At 42.6% G+C, this 16,618-nt stretch carries 14 protein-coding genes and 4 tRNA genes; 15 read left to right on the forward strand and 3 right to left on the reverse strand.

Annotated features, from left to right (window positions below; all coding sequences use genetic code 11):
- The first annotated feature begins 32 nt into the window (after positions 1–32).
- The 15 genes from wecB to ACLPIE_RS08800 all read left to right on the forward strand — a co-directional run bounded on the left by wecB (position 33) and on the right by ACLPIE_RS08800 (position 12,861).
- The gene (gene wecB, locus ACLPIE_RS08730) at positions 33–1,163 is read left to right on the forward strand and encodes a non-hydrolyzing UDP-N-acetylglucosamine 2-epimerase (protein ID WP_430261419.1); all 1,131 of its coding nucleotides are present in this window, start codon (positions 33–35) and stop codon (positions 1,161–1,163) included.
- On the forward strand, positions 1,160–2,422 hold the full coding sequence (gene wecC, locus ACLPIE_RS08735) for a UDP-N-acetyl-D-mannosamine dehydrogenase (protein WP_430261184.1): 1,263 nt from the start codon (positions 1,160–1,162) through the stop codon (positions 2,420–2,422). Before wecB ends, wecC begins: the two co-directional genes overlap by 4 nt.
- On the forward strand, positions 2,413–3,486 hold the full coding sequence (rffG, locus tag ACLPIE_RS08740) for a dTDP-glucose 4,6-dehydratase (protein WP_430261186.1): 1,074 nt from the start codon (positions 2,413–2,415) through the stop codon (positions 3,484–3,486). The genes wecC and rffG overlap by 10 nt, the downstream gene beginning before the upstream one ends.
- Before the next feature lie 8 nt (positions 3,487–3,494).
- On the forward strand, positions 3,495–4,376 hold the full coding sequence (gene rfbA, locus ACLPIE_RS08745; protein ID WP_430261187.1) for a glucose-1-phosphate thymidylyltransferase RfbA: 882 nt from the start codon (positions 3,495–3,497) through the stop codon (positions 4,374–4,376).
- Complete coding sequence (gene rffC, locus ACLPIE_RS08750; RefSeq protein WP_430261189.1) at positions 4,354–5,094, forward strand: dTDP-4-amino-4,6-dideoxy-D-galactose acyltransferase; 741 nt, start codon at positions 4,354–4,356, stop codon at positions 5,092–5,094. Before rfbA ends, rffC begins: the two co-directional genes overlap by 23 nt.
- Positions 5,081–6,211: a dTDP-4-amino-4,6-dideoxygalactose transaminase gene (rffA, locus tag ACLPIE_RS08755; protein WP_430261190.1), complete on the forward strand. Its 1,131-nt coding sequence runs from the start codon at positions 5,081–5,083 to the stop codon at positions 6,209–6,211. The genes rffC and rffA overlap by 14 nt, the downstream gene beginning before the upstream one ends.
- A complete protein-coding gene (gene wzxE / locus ACLPIE_RS08760; RefSeq protein WP_430261192.1) occupies positions 6,211–7,461 on the forward strand; it encodes a lipid III flippase WzxE in 1,251 nt (416 codons plus the stop codon). Before rffA ends, wzxE begins: the two co-directional genes overlap by 1 nt.
- The gene (locus ACLPIE_RS08765; RefSeq protein ID WP_430261194.1) at positions 7,458–8,540 is read left to right on the forward strand and encodes a TDP-N-acetylfucosamine:lipid II N-acetylfucosaminyltransferase; all 1,083 of its coding nucleotides are present in this window, start codon (positions 7,458–7,460) and stop codon (positions 8,538–8,540) included. Before wzxE ends, ACLPIE_RS08765 begins: the two co-directional genes overlap by 4 nt.
- Complete coding sequence (gene wzyE, locus ACLPIE_RS08770) at positions 8,537–9,892, forward strand: ECA oligosaccharide polymerase (RefSeq protein WP_430261196.1); 1,356 nt, start codon at positions 8,537–8,539, stop codon at positions 9,890–9,892. The genes ACLPIE_RS08765 and wzyE overlap by 4 nt, the downstream gene beginning before the upstream one ends.
- A 9-nt stretch (positions 9,893–9,901) precedes the next feature.
- Entirely contained in the window at positions 9,902–10,654 is a 753-nt protein-coding gene (gene wecG, locus ACLPIE_RS08775) for a lipopolysaccharide N-acetylmannosaminouronosyltransferase (RefSeq protein WP_430261198.1), read from the forward strand.
- A gap of 223 nt (positions 10,655–10,877) precedes the next feature.
- Positions 10,878–12,254, forward strand: coding sequence for a bifunctional threonine/serine APC transporter ThrP (gene thrP / locus ACLPIE_RS08780; RefSeq protein ID WP_430261199.1), 1,377 nt, complete (start codon positions 10,878–10,880; stop codon positions 12,252–12,254).
- A gap of 166 nt (positions 12,255–12,420) precedes the next feature.
- Positions 12,421–12,497: transfer RNA gene (locus ACLPIE_RS08785), tRNA-Arg, on the forward strand.
- A gap of 79 nt (positions 12,498–12,576) precedes the next feature.
- Positions 12,577–12,652: transfer RNA gene (locus ACLPIE_RS08790), tRNA-His, on the forward strand.
- A gap of 15 nt (positions 12,653–12,667) precedes the next feature.
- Positions 12,668–12,753 (forward strand) — tRNA-Leu (locus ACLPIE_RS08795).
- A gap of 31 nt (positions 12,754–12,784) precedes the next feature.
- Positions 12,785–12,861 (forward strand) — tRNA-Pro (locus ACLPIE_RS08800).
- A gap of 768 nt (positions 12,862–13,629) precedes the next feature.
- Here the strand turns inward: ACLPIE_RS08800 and ACLPIE_RS08805 are convergent.
- The 3 genes from ACLPIE_RS08805 to hemX all read right to left on the reverse strand — a co-directional run bounded on the left by ACLPIE_RS08805 (position 13,630) and on the right by hemX (position 16,618).
- Positions 13,630–13,857, reverse strand: coding sequence for a hypothetical protein (locus tag ACLPIE_RS08805; RefSeq protein ID WP_430261201.1), 228 nt, complete (start codon positions 13,855–13,857; stop codon positions 13,630–13,632).
- A 302-nt stretch (positions 13,858–14,159) separates the two neighbouring features.
- Entirely contained in the window at positions 14,160–15,353 is a 1,194-nt protein-coding gene (gene hemY / locus ACLPIE_RS08810; protein ID WP_430261203.1) for a protoheme IX biogenesis protein HemY, read from the reverse strand.
- A 2-nt stretch (positions 15,354–15,355) separates the two neighbouring features.
- Positions 15,356–16,618: a uroporphyrinogen-III C-methyltransferase gene (hemX, locus tag ACLPIE_RS08815; protein WP_430261204.1), complete on the reverse strand. Its 1,263-nt coding sequence runs from the start codon at positions 16,616–16,618 to the stop codon at positions 15,356–15,358.

Below are 16,618 nucleotides of genomic sequence, written 5' to 3' on the forward strand. Positions count from 1 at the left end.
ATACTGCAAAAGATAAATATAAGAGAGTCACTGTGAAAGTATTGACTGTATTCGGCACACGACCTGAAGCCATAAAAATGGCCCCGTTGGTTCATGCACTTGCTGGTGATGCCTTTTTTGAAGCAAAAGTATGTGTCACAGCACAGCATCGTGAAATGCTAGATCAAGTACTGAAGCTGTTTGAGATTGTTCCAGATTACGATCTCAATATTATGAAGCCAGGGCAAGACTTAACCGATATTACTTGTCGTATCCTTGAAGGGTTGAAAGGTGTTTTTGCAGATTTTCAGCCAGATGTTGTTTTAGTTCATGGTGATACCGCCACTACGATGGCAACGAGTCTTGCAGCATTTTACCACCACATACCTGTAGGGCATGTTGAAGCTGGCCTGCGCACTGGTGATCTCTACTCACCTTGGCCGGAAGAGGGTAATCGTAAAATTGCGGGACACCTTGCTAAGTATCATTTTGCGCCGACAGAAAACTCGCGCCAGAATTTACTTCATGAATCTATTCCTGATAACCATATCTTTGTCACCGGTAATACGGTCATTGATGCGTTATTGTGGGTCAAAGAGAAGGTGATGAGTAGCCAAGATTTGATGGCACAATTAGCTGGAAATTACCCATTCATTGATCCAAACAAAAAAATTATTTTAGTGACAGGCCATCGTCGTGAAAGTTTTGGTGATGGTTTTGAACGTATTTGTCACGCATTGGCTGAAATTGCACAAGCCCACCCTGATGTCCAAGTGGTGTACCCAGTACATTTAAATCCAAATGTGGGGGAGCCAGTTAAACGGATATTGCACGACATTGATAATATTATTTTAATTAGTCCTCAAGAGTATTTGCCATTTGTCTATTTGATGAATCATGCTTATTTGATTCTGACTGACTCAGGGGGTATTCAAGAGGAAGCTCCGTCTTTAGGTAAACCGGTGCTGGTTATGAGAGATACGACTGAACGCCCTGAAGCAGTGAATGCGGGAACAGTTCGTTTGGTGGGTACAAATACACAAGCCATTGTAAATGAAGTTAATCGGTTACTGACAGATGACGCGGAATATCACGAAATGAGCCGCGCACATAACCCATATGGGGATGGTCATGCTTGTCAGCGTATTCTTGAAGCATTAAAAAGTAATCAGGTGAAATTATGAGTTTTGAAACTATTTCTGTTATAGGCCTTGGTTATATTGGCTTACCAACCGCAGCAGCCTTTGCATCACGTAAAAAACAAGTCGTTGGTGTTGATGTTAATCAACATGCTGTTGATACAATCAATCAAGGTAAAATCCATATTGTGGAACCTGAATTGGATATCGTGGTGAAAAAAGCGGTTGAAGAAGGTCACCTGAGAGCCTTTGCAAAGCCACAGCCTGCCGATGCTTACCTTATTGCTGTGCCGACCCCGTTTAAAGGCGAACATGAACCCGACCTTGCTTATGTTCGAGCTGCCGCTGAGTCCATCGCACCTGTATTGAAAAAAGGTGACTTAGTGATCCTTGAATCCACTTCTCCGGTAGGGACGACGGAGCAAATGGCTCAGTGGATGGCGGAAGCTCGCCCCGATTTAACGTTCCCACATCAAGCTGGGGAAAGTGCGGATATTGATGTTGCCTATTGTCCTGAGCGCGTACTGCCGGGTCAAGTCATGGTTGAATTAATTAAAAATGACCGTGTTGTTGGAGGAATGACACCAAAGTCGTCCCTGCGAGCAAGTGAACTGTACAATATTTTCCTAGAAGGTGAGTGCGTAATTACTAACTCTAGAACGGCTGAAATGTGTAAATTAACGGAGAACAGCTTCCGTGATGTTAACATCGCTTTTGCGAATGAATTATCATTAATTTGCGCAGAGCAAGATATCAATGTGTGGGAGTTGATTAGCCTCGCTAATCGTCACCCACGCGTTAACATCCTGCAACCGGGTCCTGGTGTTGGTGGTCACTGTATTGCGGTTGACCCGTGGTTTATCGTGGCTCAGAATCCGAAACAATCTCGTTTAATCCATACCGCGCGTTTAGTTAATGATGGCAAGCCAATCTGGGTTGTTGACCAAGTTAAAGCCGCGGTAGCTGATTGTTTAGTGGAAACAGGTAAAAAAGCCAGCGAAATTACAATTGCCTGCTTTGGTTTGTCATTTAAGCCTAATATTGATGATCTGCGTGAAAGTCCTGCGATGCACATTACCCAAATGGTTGCTAATTGGAACCCAGGTAAAACCTATGCTGTTGAGCCACATATTCATGAACTGCCAACGTCTTTAAAAGGCATTTCTGAATTAGTCTCAATTGAGCAAGCGGTTAACGAAGCTGATGTGATTCTGCTGTTAGTTGATCACAACATGTTTAAAGGCATCCAAGGGTCTGCTATCCCACAAAAATGGGTTGTAGATACAAAAGGAGTATGGCGTTGAAACGCATTCTAATCACTGGAGGCGCTGGCTTTATCGGCTCCGCAGTTGTTCGTCATATCATTGAGAACACGGATGACAGTGCGGTTGTGGTGGATTGCCTGACTTATGCAGGCAATTTAGAGTCCCTCACAACAGTTGCGAGTGATCAGCGCTATGCTTTCGAGCAAGTGAATATTTGTGATAGAGCGGCTTTAGATAACGTTTTTGAAAAATATCAGCCAGACGCTGTTATGCATTTGGCTGCGGAAAGCCATGTAGATCGTTCGATTGATGGCCCAGCGGCATTTATCGAAACTAACATTGTGGGTACTTACACACTGTTAGAAGCGGCTCGCCATTACTGGTCTGCATTAAATATAGAAAAAAAAGCGGCGTTTCGCTTCCACCATATTTCAACCGATGAAGTCTATGGGGACTTAGAAGGGCCTGAAGGTTTCTTTACAGAAACAACACCTTATGCGCCTAGCAGCCCATATTCTGCGTCTAAAGCATCGAGTGACCACTTGGTGCGTGCATGGCAAAGAACGTATGGTTTGCCAACGATGATCACCAACTGTTCAAATAACTACGGGCCATATCATTTTCCAGAGAAACTGATCCCCTTAATTATTTTGAATGCCTTAGCCGGCAAGCCACTGCCCGTTTATGGTAAAGGTGAGCAAATTCGCGACTGGTTGTTCGTCGAAGACCATGCACGTGCACTGCATTTAGTCGTCACTACCGCCGAGCCGGGCTCGACTTACAATATTGGTGGTCACAATGAGCGACGTAATATTGATGTAGTAGAAACCATTTGTGAGCTACTTGAAGAATTGCAGCCACAGAAACCGCAAGGTGTGGCACATTATCGCGATTTAATTACCTATGTAAAAGACAGGCCTGGTCACGACATGCGCTATGCCATTGATGCCGATAAAATTCAGCGTGAATTGGGTTGGGTTCCAATCGAAACATTCGAGTCAGGTATCCGTAAAACAGTACTGTGGTATTTGAACAATGAAACTTGGTGGCGCCGTGTGCAAGATGGCTCTTACGCAGGTGAACGTCTGGGTCTTGGCGATTAGGTGAAAGCATGAAAGGGATTATATTAGCAGGGGGATCGGGGACGCGTTTACACCCAATCACCCGCGGCATTTCTAAACAGTTATTGCCTATTTACGATAAACCAATGATTTATTATCCGCTTTCAGTACTGATGTTAGCGGGTATTCGTGAAATTTTAATTATTTCGACCCCTGATGACCTACCGATGTTCAAGCGTTTGTTAGGTGATGGTCACGAATTTGGTATTGAACTCAGTTATGCAGAGCAGCCATCTCCTGATGGTTTAGCGCAAGCCTTTATTATTGGTGAGGAATTCATCAATGGAGACGCTTGCTGTTTAGTGCTTGGCGATAATATTTTCTTTGGTCACTCATTTAGTCCGAAATTGAAAACTGTCGCTCAAAGACAGCAAGGTGCGACCGTATTTGGCTACCAAGTGATGGACCCAGAGCGTTTTGGTGTGGTGGAATTCGATGATGACTTTAAAGTATTGTCTATTGAAGAAAAACCGAAAAAGCCGAAATCTAACTGGGCAGTGACAGGGTTATATTTTTATGACTCTCAAGTGGTTGAATTTGCGAAACAAGTCAAGCCCTCTGAGCGCGGTGAGCTGGAAATTACATCTATCAACCAAATGTACTTAGAGCGTGGTGAGCTAAATGTTGAGCTGCTAGGCCGTGGTTTTGCTTGGTTAGATACCGGAACCCACGATAGCCTCATTGAGGCGGGGACATTTGTACAGACGGTTGAAAAACGTCAAGGTTTTAAAGTGGCTTGCTTAGAAGAAATTGCATGGCGTAATGGGTGGTTGACTGATGAGGAAGTCCAAGCTTCTGCCGAGTGCCTGAAAAAAACCGGTTATGGGCAATATTTAGAGGATTTACTCCGTGTCCGTCCGCGCCAGTATTGATAGCTTGCCGTGGGAGAGCGACTTTTTTCAGCGCTCAACTGCAAAATTAAATTTCACAGGGGAAAACCTCGAAACGGTTCTTGCTTACCAATTAAATCAATTTGAGATAGTACAGGCGAAAGTTGCCGCTTCTGAAACCGTATTGATTGATGAACTGGTAGGGATGGGGTTTTCTTTTGTCGAGGGCGAAGTTGATTTTGCGCTAACTATTGGCACAGAAAATGCTTACTTAAAAACAGGTTTAACAGCGGCAGATAGCGTCGTGATAGCGCAGGTCGATGATATCCCTGTATTGAAGCAAGCCGCTGCATCTGTCTTTAGTAAAAGTCGTTTTCGAGCACCTTGGTATAGTGAGGGTGATAGTGGGCGCTTTTATGCTTTGTGGATAGAAAAGTCAGTACTCGGTACATTTGACCACACTTGTTTGCTCGTTAAAGATACCTCTGGTGCGGTGTTAGGGTTTGTTAGTTTGCGTAATCTTGATGCGGATACTGCTCGTATTGGGCTATTAGGTAAAATGCCAGAAGCGAAGGGGCAAGGTATTGGTCGTAAGTTGATGTCAGCAGCATTTGATTGGTGTGTGCAACACCAAAAAAGACAGTTAAATGTAGCCACGCAGATCAGTAATGTTGCGGCATTAAATCTTTATTCACGTAGCGGTGCCGCCATTGTCAGCACTGCATATTGGTTATACAGGGGACAACATGATTCCATTTAATAAACCACCCGTTGTAGGTACTGAATTAGAGTATATGAGACAAGCCATGGAAAGCGGCAAGCTGTGTGGTGACGGCGGTTTCACGAAACGTTGTGAAGAATGGATGGAAAAGCGTTTTAACTGCCCAAAAGTTCAGTTAACACCCTCTTGTACTGCCTCATTAGAGATGGCTGCTATTCTGATCGATATTAAGCCGGGTGATGAAGTGATCATGCCAAGCTTTACCTTTGTATCGACCTCAAACGCATTTGTCTTACGAGGGGCTAAAATTGTATTCGTTGATATTCGCCCAGATACCATGAATCTCGACGAAACTAAGATTGAAGCGGCGATCACCGATCGTACTCGTGCCATTGTTCCTGTTCATTATGCAGGCGTTGCTTGCGAAATGGACACGATTATGGCTATAGCGAAGAAACATAACTTATTCGTTATTGAAGATGCTGCGCAAGGGGTGATGTCAACCTATAAAGGCAAAGCGCTTGGCACCATTGGTCATATCGGCTGCTATAGTTTCCATGAAACCAAAAACTACTCTTCAGGTGGCGAAGGTGGAGCTACACTTATCAATGATAACGCCTTGATTAACCGTGCAGAAGTGATCCGTGAGAAAGGGACTAACCGTAGCCAATTCTTCCGTGGGCAAGTGGATAAATACACGTGGCGTGACATTGGCTCAAGCTATTTGTTATCTGACTTACAAGCAGCCTATTTGTGGGCTCAACTTGAAGAAGCCGATAAAATCAACGAACGCCGTTTACTGCTGTGGAAGCGTTACTACGAAGCATTGCAACCGCTGGTGGACGCAGGCCGTTTAACATTAGCTACTGTGCCTGAAGGTTTGGTTCACAATGCGCATATGTTTTACATCAAACTAAAAGATGTGGAAGAACGTACTAAGTTCAACGAATACATGAAGTCTCATGGCATTTTGACCGTGTTCCACTATGTGGCATTACACACCAGTCCTGCGGGATTGGAGTTTGGCCGTTTTCATGGTGAAGACAAATATACCACTACAGAAAGCGACCGTTTAGTACGTTTACCAATGTTCTACAATATGACAGATGACGAACAACAAATTGTCATCGAGCGAATTAAAGCGTTTTTCGCCTAATGTCATTAGCTAAAGCATCGGTTTGGACAGCTGGTTCTACCCTGATTAAGATCGGGGTAGGCTTGTTAATTGTTAAATTATTTGCGGTCTCATTTGGGCCTAGCGGTGTGGGGCTGGCGGGGAACTTTCGCCAATTAATTACTGTGCTAGGAGTATTATCGGGCGCAGGGATCTTTAATGGTGTTACGAAATATGTTGCGGAACACCATCAAGAGCCGCAGAAGTTACGTGCTGTTCTCGGGACATCGTCAACGATTATCCTTGGCTTTTCGACATTATTAGCGATTATCTTTTTACTTTGTAGCCCACTGATTAGTGAGGCACTATTTGATAGTGCGAAATATAGCTCAGTTATTCAAATGGTTGCTTTGATCCAAATGGGTATCGGCTACGCTAACTATTTCTTAGCTATCTTAAAAGGGTATCGAGATGCGTCAGGTAATGCATTAGCCATTATTTTTGGTAGCATAATTGGCGTTGTCGCCTATTATTTATGCTATCTAGTTGGTGGTTATGAAGGGGCACTAGCGGGGCTCGCATTAGTGCCGGCATTGGTGGTATTACCCGCGGTAGGGATGGTCATTAAACGCCAGCAGTTTGCGCTGTCATCCCTCAAACCGGCATGGGATAAAGCGATAGCCACCAATTTAGGTAAATTTACCATCATGGCAATGTTAACCGCAGTCACTTTGCCTGTTGCCTATATCATGATGCGAAATTTACTGGCACAAACCTATAGTTGGGATGAAGTCGGGTTATGGACAGGGGTCACCACCATTTCCGATGCCTACTTGCAGTTTATTACCGCGACCTTTTCTGTTTACTTGTTGCCGACATTATCCCGTTTACAGCTGAAAAATGAAATCTCAGCTGAGATTATCAAAGCGTTGAAGTTCGTGTTACCCGCAGTGGCTGTTGTGAGTTTTACTGTTTGGCTACTGCGTGATTTTGCGATTTGGCTGCTATTTTCAAAAGAGTTTACAGGAATGAGAGACCTGTTTGCTTGGCAGCTAATCGGTGATGTACTGAAAGTAGGTGCTTACGTATTCGGTTATCTGGTTATTGCCAAAGCCGCATTACGTTTTTATGTTCTGACTGAAGTGAGTCAGTTTGTTCTATTGATGGGCTTTGCTCACTGGTTTATTCCTGAGCATGGCGCAGTCGGTGCGACACAAGCGTATATGGCCACGTATATTGTCTATTTTACTTTATGTTGTTGCGTATTTTTGATTTACCGTAGGCGAGCATGACAACCTTAATACATGTACTGGGATCGAACCTTCCACACCATAATCAGACGGTATTAGCGTTTTTTAATAACGTTATTAGCCAAGAGATGGCTCCGTCAATGAAACCGCATTTTATGGTCGTAAGTGATGATGCGCAGCTTGCTGACGCTTATCCAAAGCTCGAAATAGAAGTTTTTAGTAGTAAACAGTCGATAGCTAAGGCGGTCATACAGCGAGCAAAGGCTGAGCGTCGCACGCGCTTTTTCTTCCACGGGCAATTTAACGCCCCGATTTGGTTGGCGCTTTTATTTGGCCAAATCAAATCCCACCAGTTTTGGTGGCATATTTGGGGGGCTGACCTCTATGAGGAATCTAATTCATTAAAATTTAAATTATTTTATATTTTACGGCGCTTGGCACAGAAGAAGGTTGGGCGTGTATGTGCAACGCGTGGTGATTTGTGTTATTTCCATCAATCAAATCCAAAAGTACCTGCCTCAGTACTGTATTTTCCGACGCGTATGGACCCTGCATTAACGATTACGGAGCCTAAGCGTCGTGACGGCGAACAGTTCACGATCCTGCTCGGTAATTCAGGAGATCGTTCTAATCGCCATGTAGAGGCTCTGAGCGCGATTAAGCGGCAATTTGGGGATAAGGTTAAGGTGATTGTTCCTATGGGATATCCGGCTAACAATCAGGCATATATTCAGCAAGTTGAGCAAGCAGCAAACAGTGAGTTTAATGCGGGGCAAGTAGAAATCTTAAAAGAACGCATGGAGTTTAACGACTACCTTAATTTACTCAAGTCTTGTGACCTCGGCTACTTTATTTTTAATCGTCAGCAAGGTGTGGGCACTGTTTGCTTGCTTATCCAGTTTGGCATTCCGTTTGTGATCAGCCGTCAAAATACCTTTTGGCAAGATTTGACAGCACAAAATGTCCCTGTGTTTTTCTATGGTGATGAGCTGAGTGAACCGCTGGTGATCGAGGCACAGCGCCAGATGGCGTTATTGGATAAACAGGATATTGATTTCTTTGCGCCTAATTTTACGGAAGGTTGGAAAGCTATTCTCGGCATCGCAAAGGAGCGAGCATGACACTGACAGAATTAGGTGGCTTAGCGCTCGTCTACCTGATATCAATCATCTTTATAGGTACACTACTGTATAAAGAGTTTGTTCGCGTTCGCTTTAATTTCAACATTTTCTTTTCAATGTTGTATTTACTGACGTTTTATTTTGGCTTTCCGTTAACTTGTGCTCTTGTATTTCAATTTGATGTGGCAGTGGTGACTGCTGATTATTTGCTTTACGCACAGCTAGCGGCCACATGTTTCTACGCAATTTATTATGTGGCGTATAAAACTCGGTTATTACGACGTTCCGATTCATCACGCCGTGCATTGTTTAGCATGAATAAGGTGGAAACCAACCTAACTTGTATGCTGTTGATATTAATCGCTATCGTGACGGTAGGGATTTTTTTCATGCAAAATGGTTTTTTACTGTTTAAGCTCAAATCTTACAGCCAGATTTTTTCGAGCCAAGTCTCAGGTGTAGCGCTGAAACGCTTTTTCTACTTCTTTATCCCTGCAATGTTGATCGTGTATTTCTTGCGGCCTACGCAAAAACGTTGGATTTTTTTCCTCGTGAGTACCGTCGCTTTTGGCTTTTTAACCTACGTGATTGTGGGGGGAACAAGGGCAAATATCATTATTGCCTTTGCTTTGTTCTTGTTCATCGGCATTGTTCGAGGCTGGATCACATTGTGGATGCTAGGTGCTGCTGGAGTGGCGAGTATAGTGGGGATGTTCTGGCTGGCACTCAAACGTTATGGGTTAGATGTCAGTGGCGCGGAAGCTTATTACACATTTTTATATTTGACTCGCGATACCTTCTCACCTTGGGAAAATTTAGCATTACTGCTTAGCCATTATGATGAAATGGATTTCCAAGGACTTGCACCAATTATTCGTGATTTTTATGTGTTTATTCCTTCTTGGGTATGGCCTGAACGTCCAGATACCGTTCTTAATTCAGCAAACTACTTTACTTGGGAAGTGTTAAACAATCACTCTGGATTAGCGATTTCTCCAACGTTGATTGGCTCATTGGTGGTGATGGGGGGCGTGATTTTTATTCCGTTAGGCGCCATTGCGGTTGGGTTAATTATTAAATGGTTTGATTGGATTTATGGCATGAGTTTGCAAGAGTCTAATCGTTACAAAGCAGCCATTATGCAAGCATTCTGTTTTGGTGCTATTTTCAACATTATTGTCTTAGCACGTGAAGGGGTTGATTCTTTCGTCTCACGAGTCGTCTTTTTTTGCTTAGTATTCGGACTTTGTCTGATTTTAGCAAAGTTATTGTATTGGTTATTTGAAAGTGCAGGGCTTGTCCGCACAAAAACAGCTTCTTTTTTAAGAGGCCAACAGCGTGAAAGTCGCTAAAGGAGTATCATGGAACCGTTATCAACAGAGCCATCATCCATTCCACAATATAGTATTCGCGGCCATAATATTTGGGGCTTTAAAAATATGGCTCACTTTTTAGATTATTTGTTTGCGGATGGTGAAACCAAAACGGGAACGTTAGTTGCGATTAATGCAGAAAAAGTGATGATCGCAGAAAAAGACATGGCTTTAAATACGCTATTAGGGCAAGCGGAATATCTCTATGCGGATGGCATCAGTATTGTGCGTGCTATTCGTCGTAAATACCCACAAGCACAAGTATCCCGTGTTGCAGGGGCTGACTTATGGGAAGGATTGATGGAAAGGGCGGGGAAAGAAGGAACGCCAGTTTTTTTAGTGGGCGGTAAACCTGAAATTCTAGAGCAAACAGAAAGTAAACTTCGTTCCCAATGGAACGTCAACATTGTTGGTTCGCAAAACGGCTATTTTACCGCAGAAGACAGAGACGCTTTGTTTGAACGTATTCATGCCAGCGGCGCCAAAATTGTCACTGTTGCGATGGGGTCTCCGAAGCAAGAAATCTTTATGCGTGATTGTCGTGTTGTGCACCCTGATGCCTTATATATGGGGGTCGGTGGCACCTATGACGTGTTTACTGGGCATGTTAAACGAGCACCTAAAGTTTGGCAAAATCTAGGGTTAGAATGGCTGTACCGTTTGCTATCTCAACCTACGCGTATTACCCGTCAATTGAAATTGTTGAAATTTTTAGGCTACTACTATAGTGGTAAGTTGTAATCTTGTTACTAAAGAGGCTAGCGTAATTACTGGTCTCTTTCTTCAAATATTTCTATAATCCCTCAAAAATAAATGTGTCTGCATTCATTCGTACCTAATCTTGTGGTTATGGCATTTTTTTCAATTGTTTAACTGACTATGCTCACTCAATGACAGCGATTATTACTCACTTGAGTTCAATTAAAGCTATAACTTAATCATATTAATTTTGACAGGGGAATTTATGGAAAATCCACAGCAGGGACTTCAGCGGGGGCTAGAGGCTCGTCATATTGAGCTTATTGCACTTGGTGGAACAATTGGCGTCGGTTTATTTATGGGGTCAGCTAGCACATTACAATGGGCTGGGCCTTCGGTATTACTGGCTTATATTATCGCGGGTATTTTTGTTTTCTTTATTATGCGCTCAATGGGGGAAATGCTATTTCTGGAGCCTGTAACAGGATCTTTTGCCTCTTTTGGTTACAAATACCTTAGCCCATTTTGGGGTTGCCTTACGGCGTGGGGCTACTGGTTTATGTGGGTAGCCGTTGGGATTTCGGAAATTACTGCAATTGGTTTCTATGCGGAGTATTGGTTTCCAGATGTGCCTCAGTGGGTATTTGCTATCATCGCGGTGGCACTAGTCGCTTTAGCAAATCTTGCCGCAGTACGTTTGTATGGCGAGTTAGAATTTTGGTTTGCCATGATCAAGGTTACCACCATTGTCGTGATGATTTTAATTGGTTTGGGGTTAATCTTCTTTGGTCTTGGTAATAATTTTGAGCCAATTGGGCTTGCGAATTTAACTGAACATGGCGGTTTCTTTGCGGGAGGCTGGAAAGGTTTTCTGTTTGCTTTATGTATTGTTGTTGCTTCATATCAAGGTGTTGAGCTAGTTGGGATCACCGCAGGAGAAGCGAAAAACCCGCAAGTCACACTAAAAAAAGCCATCAATAATATTTTATGGCGTATATTAATTTTTTATGTTGGTGCGATTTTTATCGTCGTCACTTTATTCCCTTGGACTGATGTCGGCCAACAAGGTAGCCCATTTGTGTTAACTTTTGCCAAGGTCGGGATTGTGTCTGCGGCAGCAGTGATTAACTTTGTGGTTCTAACCGCTGCATTATCTGGTTGTAACAGTGGGATGTATAGCGGTGGACGGATGCTGTATGCTTTAGCGCAAAATAAGCAATTACCGAAGTCACTATTGAAATTAACGAAAAGTGGCGTACCTGCTCGTTGTGTGGGTTTCACGATTTTGTGTTTAGTGGCGGGGTCTAGCTTAAATTATATTATTCCAAATCCCGAAAAAGTATTTGTCTATGTTTACAGTGCCAGTGTTTTACCGGGCATGGTACCTTGGTTTGTTTTGTTGACGAGCCAAATTCGTTTTCGCCAGCAAAATAAAGAAAAACTAGTAGGGCATACTTTTAAATCAATCCTATTTCCTTGGGTAAACTATGCAACACTACTGTTTTTAGCCTGCGTCTTGGTCGGAATGGCCATTAATCCAGAGACGCGAATGTCATTAATTGTTGGTGCGATCTTTTTATTGTCAGTTTCGGTGCTTTATTTCTTGACTCGTGGGCTAAATCGCATGAATCAAAAAGCGTAGGCGGGATATTTTTAGAATATTAAGTTTGAGCAGAGTGAAAAAGAGGGTAAATATGCTCTCTTTCTCGACGAAATGGATAAAAGGCAAGCAATCGATATTTTTATTTCAAAAAGGACTAGACAGCGGGTAGATAAATCCGTACTATCCTCTCCCGCAACGGCGTTAAGCGCCCGTAGCTCAGCTGGATAGAGCGCTGCCCTCCGGAGGCAGAGGTCTCAGGTTCGAATCCTGTCGGGCGCACCAGTTTTAGCACGTCGCTACGGTTGGCAAAATGACGTTGTATGTAGTAAGATAGCAACACTTTGATAAAAGTGAAGTTATGGTGGCTATAGCTCAGTTGGTAGAGCCCTGGATTGTGATTCCAGTTGTCGTGGGTTCGAGTCCCATTAGCCACCCCATTTTTTTGTGACATTGCGAGGGTGGCGGAATTGGTAGACGCGCTAGCTTCAGGTGTTAGTGTCCTATGGACGTGGGGGTTCAAGTCCCCCCTTTCGCACCACGAAAAAATATAGTCAAGACTACAAAAATTTCGGCGAGTAGCGCAGCTTGGTAGCGCAACTGGTTTGGGACCAGTGGGTCGGAGGTTCGAATCCTCTCTCGCCGACCAATTTAAAGAACCCCACTTGTTAGCGGGGTTTTTGCTTTTTAAACATATTCACTTTTACTACCCCTACCTTGTATTATTATCCTGATTGACTTCTCTGACTTCTCTGACTTCTCTGACTTCTCTGACTTCTCTGACTTCTCTGACTTCTCTGACTTCTCTGACTTCTCTGACTTCCCTGCTTAGTCGCTGTTAACATGTTGTTTTTTATTGAAAATAAAATGTGTCGTGATTTTTATACAAATTACTATTTTGATGTCTCCAAAAGGCGACATTTTATTTATTGATTTATAATGAAAAAATAATAACAAATAGATGGTGTCTCTAAATTGCGACAAATTTTAGGGGCGAAAATAAACCATTAGCGGTAAAAGAATAAAGGGGATTTAGATACAAATTTGAGGTGTTCAAAATAATATGTAAAACCGAGAGAATACAAGGCTCTTTGAAATAAAGGCAGACAGGATCGATTTTTAGAAAAGTTGGCACGCATTGTGCATTATTATATATGTAGATGCTCATCTCACTTCTTATGACAGCAATGCTTCATAAACCCAGAGATGACGCAAAGCCGATTACCGGTGCCTATTGTCCAATATAGATGATCAAGAGATTATCCTCTTACCATCAACGAATGGGCGAAACGTTGAGTGAGGCACCATCCGTCTGTAGACCTGATTGTATTTTACACCTGCCAAGTGCAGGTGTTTTTTTATGTCCTTTAAATGATTTGGCCTCAGATTAAAATCATGTAGGAGGCCATAAAGCATATCATTTTTTTCTTGTGCTAAACCACTTACTAAACCAGCGAGTGATGTAGGTGTAGCAGAGAATAACTAATGTAATGATGAAAATGTCTTTACTGAGATCTTCGGTGTTAAAGCCTATCAGCATAACGAAAACGAAAGGTGATAAAACCAACAGGAGAAGGTCAAAAAATATTTGTAAACGGTTTGGGGTTGCAATAATCCAGCGCCAAATAACTTTAATTACATTCATATAGGTATCCCAAATTCATTCAAACCAAAGATGTATAACTAGCTTTATACACTATGTGTTTAATTTATAACATAGCAAAGATTATTTTACTTATTCTTAAGCAATGGTGATTGATGAAAAGTTGAATCAGTGATTAGTGTTATTTGTTATAATCAGCTTAACATTATCTTTTTATGATGTTTTTTTGTATTTAAAATAAATGTTCTAAAGTATTTACTGCGTATTTATAGTCTATGCGAATTAAAGAATAGATAAAAAAAACTCCACCAAATTGGCAGAGTTTTTTAGACGTGAATAAGAGATTAGCTTCGTTCTTGCTTCAATGAATGAGAAAGTGCTTCTTGGCGAACTTTTGCTGCCTCATTCGGTTTATGTAATCTATCAAACGCATCTGCTAGCCATGAGGCGTCTTGCACATCAAAACGTTGAGCTAAAGCGGCTTTAAAATAAGCCTCAGCTTTGTCCCATTGAGCATGTTGTAAAGATAAAACCCCTAACGTACTGTTAAGTAATGGTGTTGCACCGTTTTGTTTCTGTAAATGTACAAGTGTTTTTTCAATGACTTCAGGGTGTTCGCTATTAAGCTTAGGTACTAAGAGTAATAAACGTTCATCGTATTGCTGCTTTAATCCATCGATGATCATTTTTTCTGCGCTTGTCGTGTCGCCACATTCAATTAAATGCTCTGCTAGGAATACTTGAAGCGCTGTTTCATGGCGAACACGGCGAGGTTGTGCTTTCCACCATGCTTTCAGACCATCGCTTCCACCTTCAGCCATACATTGGTTCATTAACCCTTTGTAAGCCTTTAATTTTAGAGCATCAAGTTCATCTTCACTGTGAAGCTGGACTTTTGCCATTACAGGCAGGAGTTCAATTAGTGCTTGGTAAGCACCGGAGCGTAAATAAGCTTGTTCCGCTAAACGTAAAACTTCAGGGTGTCTTGGCGCTTTATCTAGAAGTTTATCAATACCATTACGCGCAGCGTGTACTTCACCTTCTGCGAGTTGGATACGGACACGGCTAATATCGACAGGGAGCTGATCACTGCCGGCTGCCTCAGCTGCTCTATCTAAATACTGATGAGTGCTATATTCATCACCGCGCTGTTGGGCTGCTTCTGCTGCCATTAGGTAGTTGACTACAGGTTGCTGAGAAAAATCTGCATGTTTGCTCATCAGTTTTTCGACCTGTTCAAAATCACCTTCAGCTAATTTCAGTAGTGCTTTTTGTGTTTGCGTATGCGCTTTATGATATTTACGACCACTTATCCAGCCTTTTGTGCGTGATGTGGTGCTAACAAAACGGCGGTAACACCAGCCAAGAAATAACAAGATAAATTGCAGTAAAATAAAAGCTAGAACTAAGCTAGTGACACTGGTTGTAATATCGTAGTTATCAGTACGGATGAAAACGTAGCCTTGATGACCTGCAAGTAATGGACCTAAGATAATGCCTACAATAAGGACAATAAAGAGTATGAGTACCTTAATCATAATTACCCCCTATTTCCTGCAGGCTTAGCTGATTCAACAGGGGGGGTCTCGCCTGTAGGTTGCGCGGCTTGAGGCTGTTCTGTTTGAGCATCCGCTACAGGTTCTGCACCATCCGCTGGTTTTTTTGCTTCTGCCGCGGCATTCACTGCACCATCTTTTGTATTATCCGATGATTGGGAAAGTAAGCTACGAACACGTGTTTGCATCATTTTTTCGAGTTTTTCTTGGCTTTCTAAAGCATCAGGCATTTCAACATTAATCGGTTGATTAATGAGTTCATCAATGGTTGACAAGAATGCTTTAGTTTCTGGAGCATTTGTATCAAAGTATGCTCTTACCCAAGTGGAAGCCTGTTCAAGTGATTGTTTATATGTCTCTTCTTGATAACGAGGAACGGCTTGTGCTGCGATAAGTAATTGTGAGCGAATGTTTTCACGTAGGTAGATATCTTGATTTGGGGCAAGTAGCGGTGCTTCTGAGCCATCGCGAGCTCGCACCGTCACAAAGTCATTTGCAAAGCGTTTCCAACTACGAGCAAGATTCTGTTTCCAATCAGAAATATCGTCGCTGACATTGCTGTCATCTTCATTCTTAGCATCGCCACTGTTTAAATCAGCTAGACGTAAATTGTCCACCTCATTGCTCAACTGATTTAGGCGTAAAATGATACCGTCATAGTCGATTTGGTTGATTGCAGCGAGTTTAGCCATGTCATTATTAATTGATTTGCGAATATCGTGCAAACTTGGGTCGTTCATTTCGGCTAGGCTTGAGTCCGCACTTTTCAATAAGACGGCTGCGGTGACGGGATCATGGTCATTCCATAATTTTCTTCCTGCCATTTTCACCATAAAGTCAGCTTGGGCGATTAACCAGCTCTTCACATCTGTGCTAGACATGGCCGTTACATGAGCTTGTAGCTCTTGCATGCGACGGTTAAGTCTATCTTCATACTCACTCGCGTGATTTTTGATGTCTGCATTGGCCGCAATTAAAGCATCCAAACGTTGTCGGTCTGAATTTTGTTGTTCGATTAAATCGCTCAATTGCTGTTTTAGTTCATTGTTCTCATTGACTAATTTAGCATTACTTTGCTGAGTGAAATAATAAAGCCCACCGCCAATGGCGATGATAATAGCGATAGCAATTACTCCGCCTACCAGACCAGAACGTTTTTGTTCCGAAGAAGGTTTGGTCGATGAACGCTGTTGTGACGCGCCTGTTTCAGGGGTAACCGTCTCGGTTGTTTTATCGTGTTCCGTCAT

The organism is Providencia sp. Me31A (genome assembly GCF_050487165.1).
Classification (GTDB): Bacteria; Pseudomonadota; Gammaproteobacteria; order Enterobacterales; family Enterobacteriaceae; genus Providencia.

Bases quoted from the DNA above. Each gene is read 5' to 3' on its own strand.
- hemX (WP_430261204.1), bottom strand. From the start codon at position 16,618: ATGACGGAACACGATAAAACAACCGAGACGGTTACCCCTGAAACAGGC.
- hemY (WP_430261203.1), bottom strand. From the start codon at position 15,353: ATGATTAAGGTACTCATACTCTTTATTGTCCTTATTGTAGGCATTATC.
- ACLPIE_RS08765 (WP_430261194.1), top strand. From the start codon at position 7,458: ATGACAACCTTAATACATGTACTGGGATCGAACCTTCCACACCATAAT.
- rffA (WP_430261190.1), top strand. From the start codon at position 5,081: ATGATTCCATTTAATAAACCACCCGTTGTAGGTACTGAATTAGAGTAT.
- thrP (WP_430261199.1), top strand. From the start codon at position 10,878: ATGGAAAATCCACAGCAGGGACTTCAGCGGGGGCTAGAGGCTCGTCAT.
- wecG (WP_430261198.1), top strand. From the start codon at position 9,902: ATGGAACCGTTATCAACAGAGCCATCATCCATTCCACAATATAGTATT.
- wzxE (WP_430261192.1), top strand. From the start codon at position 6,211: ATGTCATTAGCTAAAGCATCGGTTTGGACAGCTGGTTCTACCCTGATT.
- ACLPIE_RS08805 (WP_430261201.1), bottom strand. From the start codon at position 13,857: ATGAATGTAATTAAAGTTATTTGGCGCTGGATTATTGCAACCCCAAAC.
- rffG (WP_430261186.1), top strand. From the start codon at position 2,413: ATGGCGTTGAAACGCATTCTAATCACTGGAGGCGCTGGCTTTATCGGC.
- wzyE (WP_430261196.1), top strand. From the start codon at position 8,537: ATGACACTGACAGAATTAGGTGGCTTAGCGCTCGTCTACCTGATATCA.
- rfbA (WP_430261187.1), top strand. From the start codon at position 3,495: ATGAAAGGGATTATATTAGCAGGGGGATCGGGGACGCGTTTACACCCA.
- wecC (WP_430261184.1), top strand. From the start codon at position 1,160: ATGAGTTTTGAAACTATTTCTGTTATAGGCCTTGGTTATATTGGCTTA.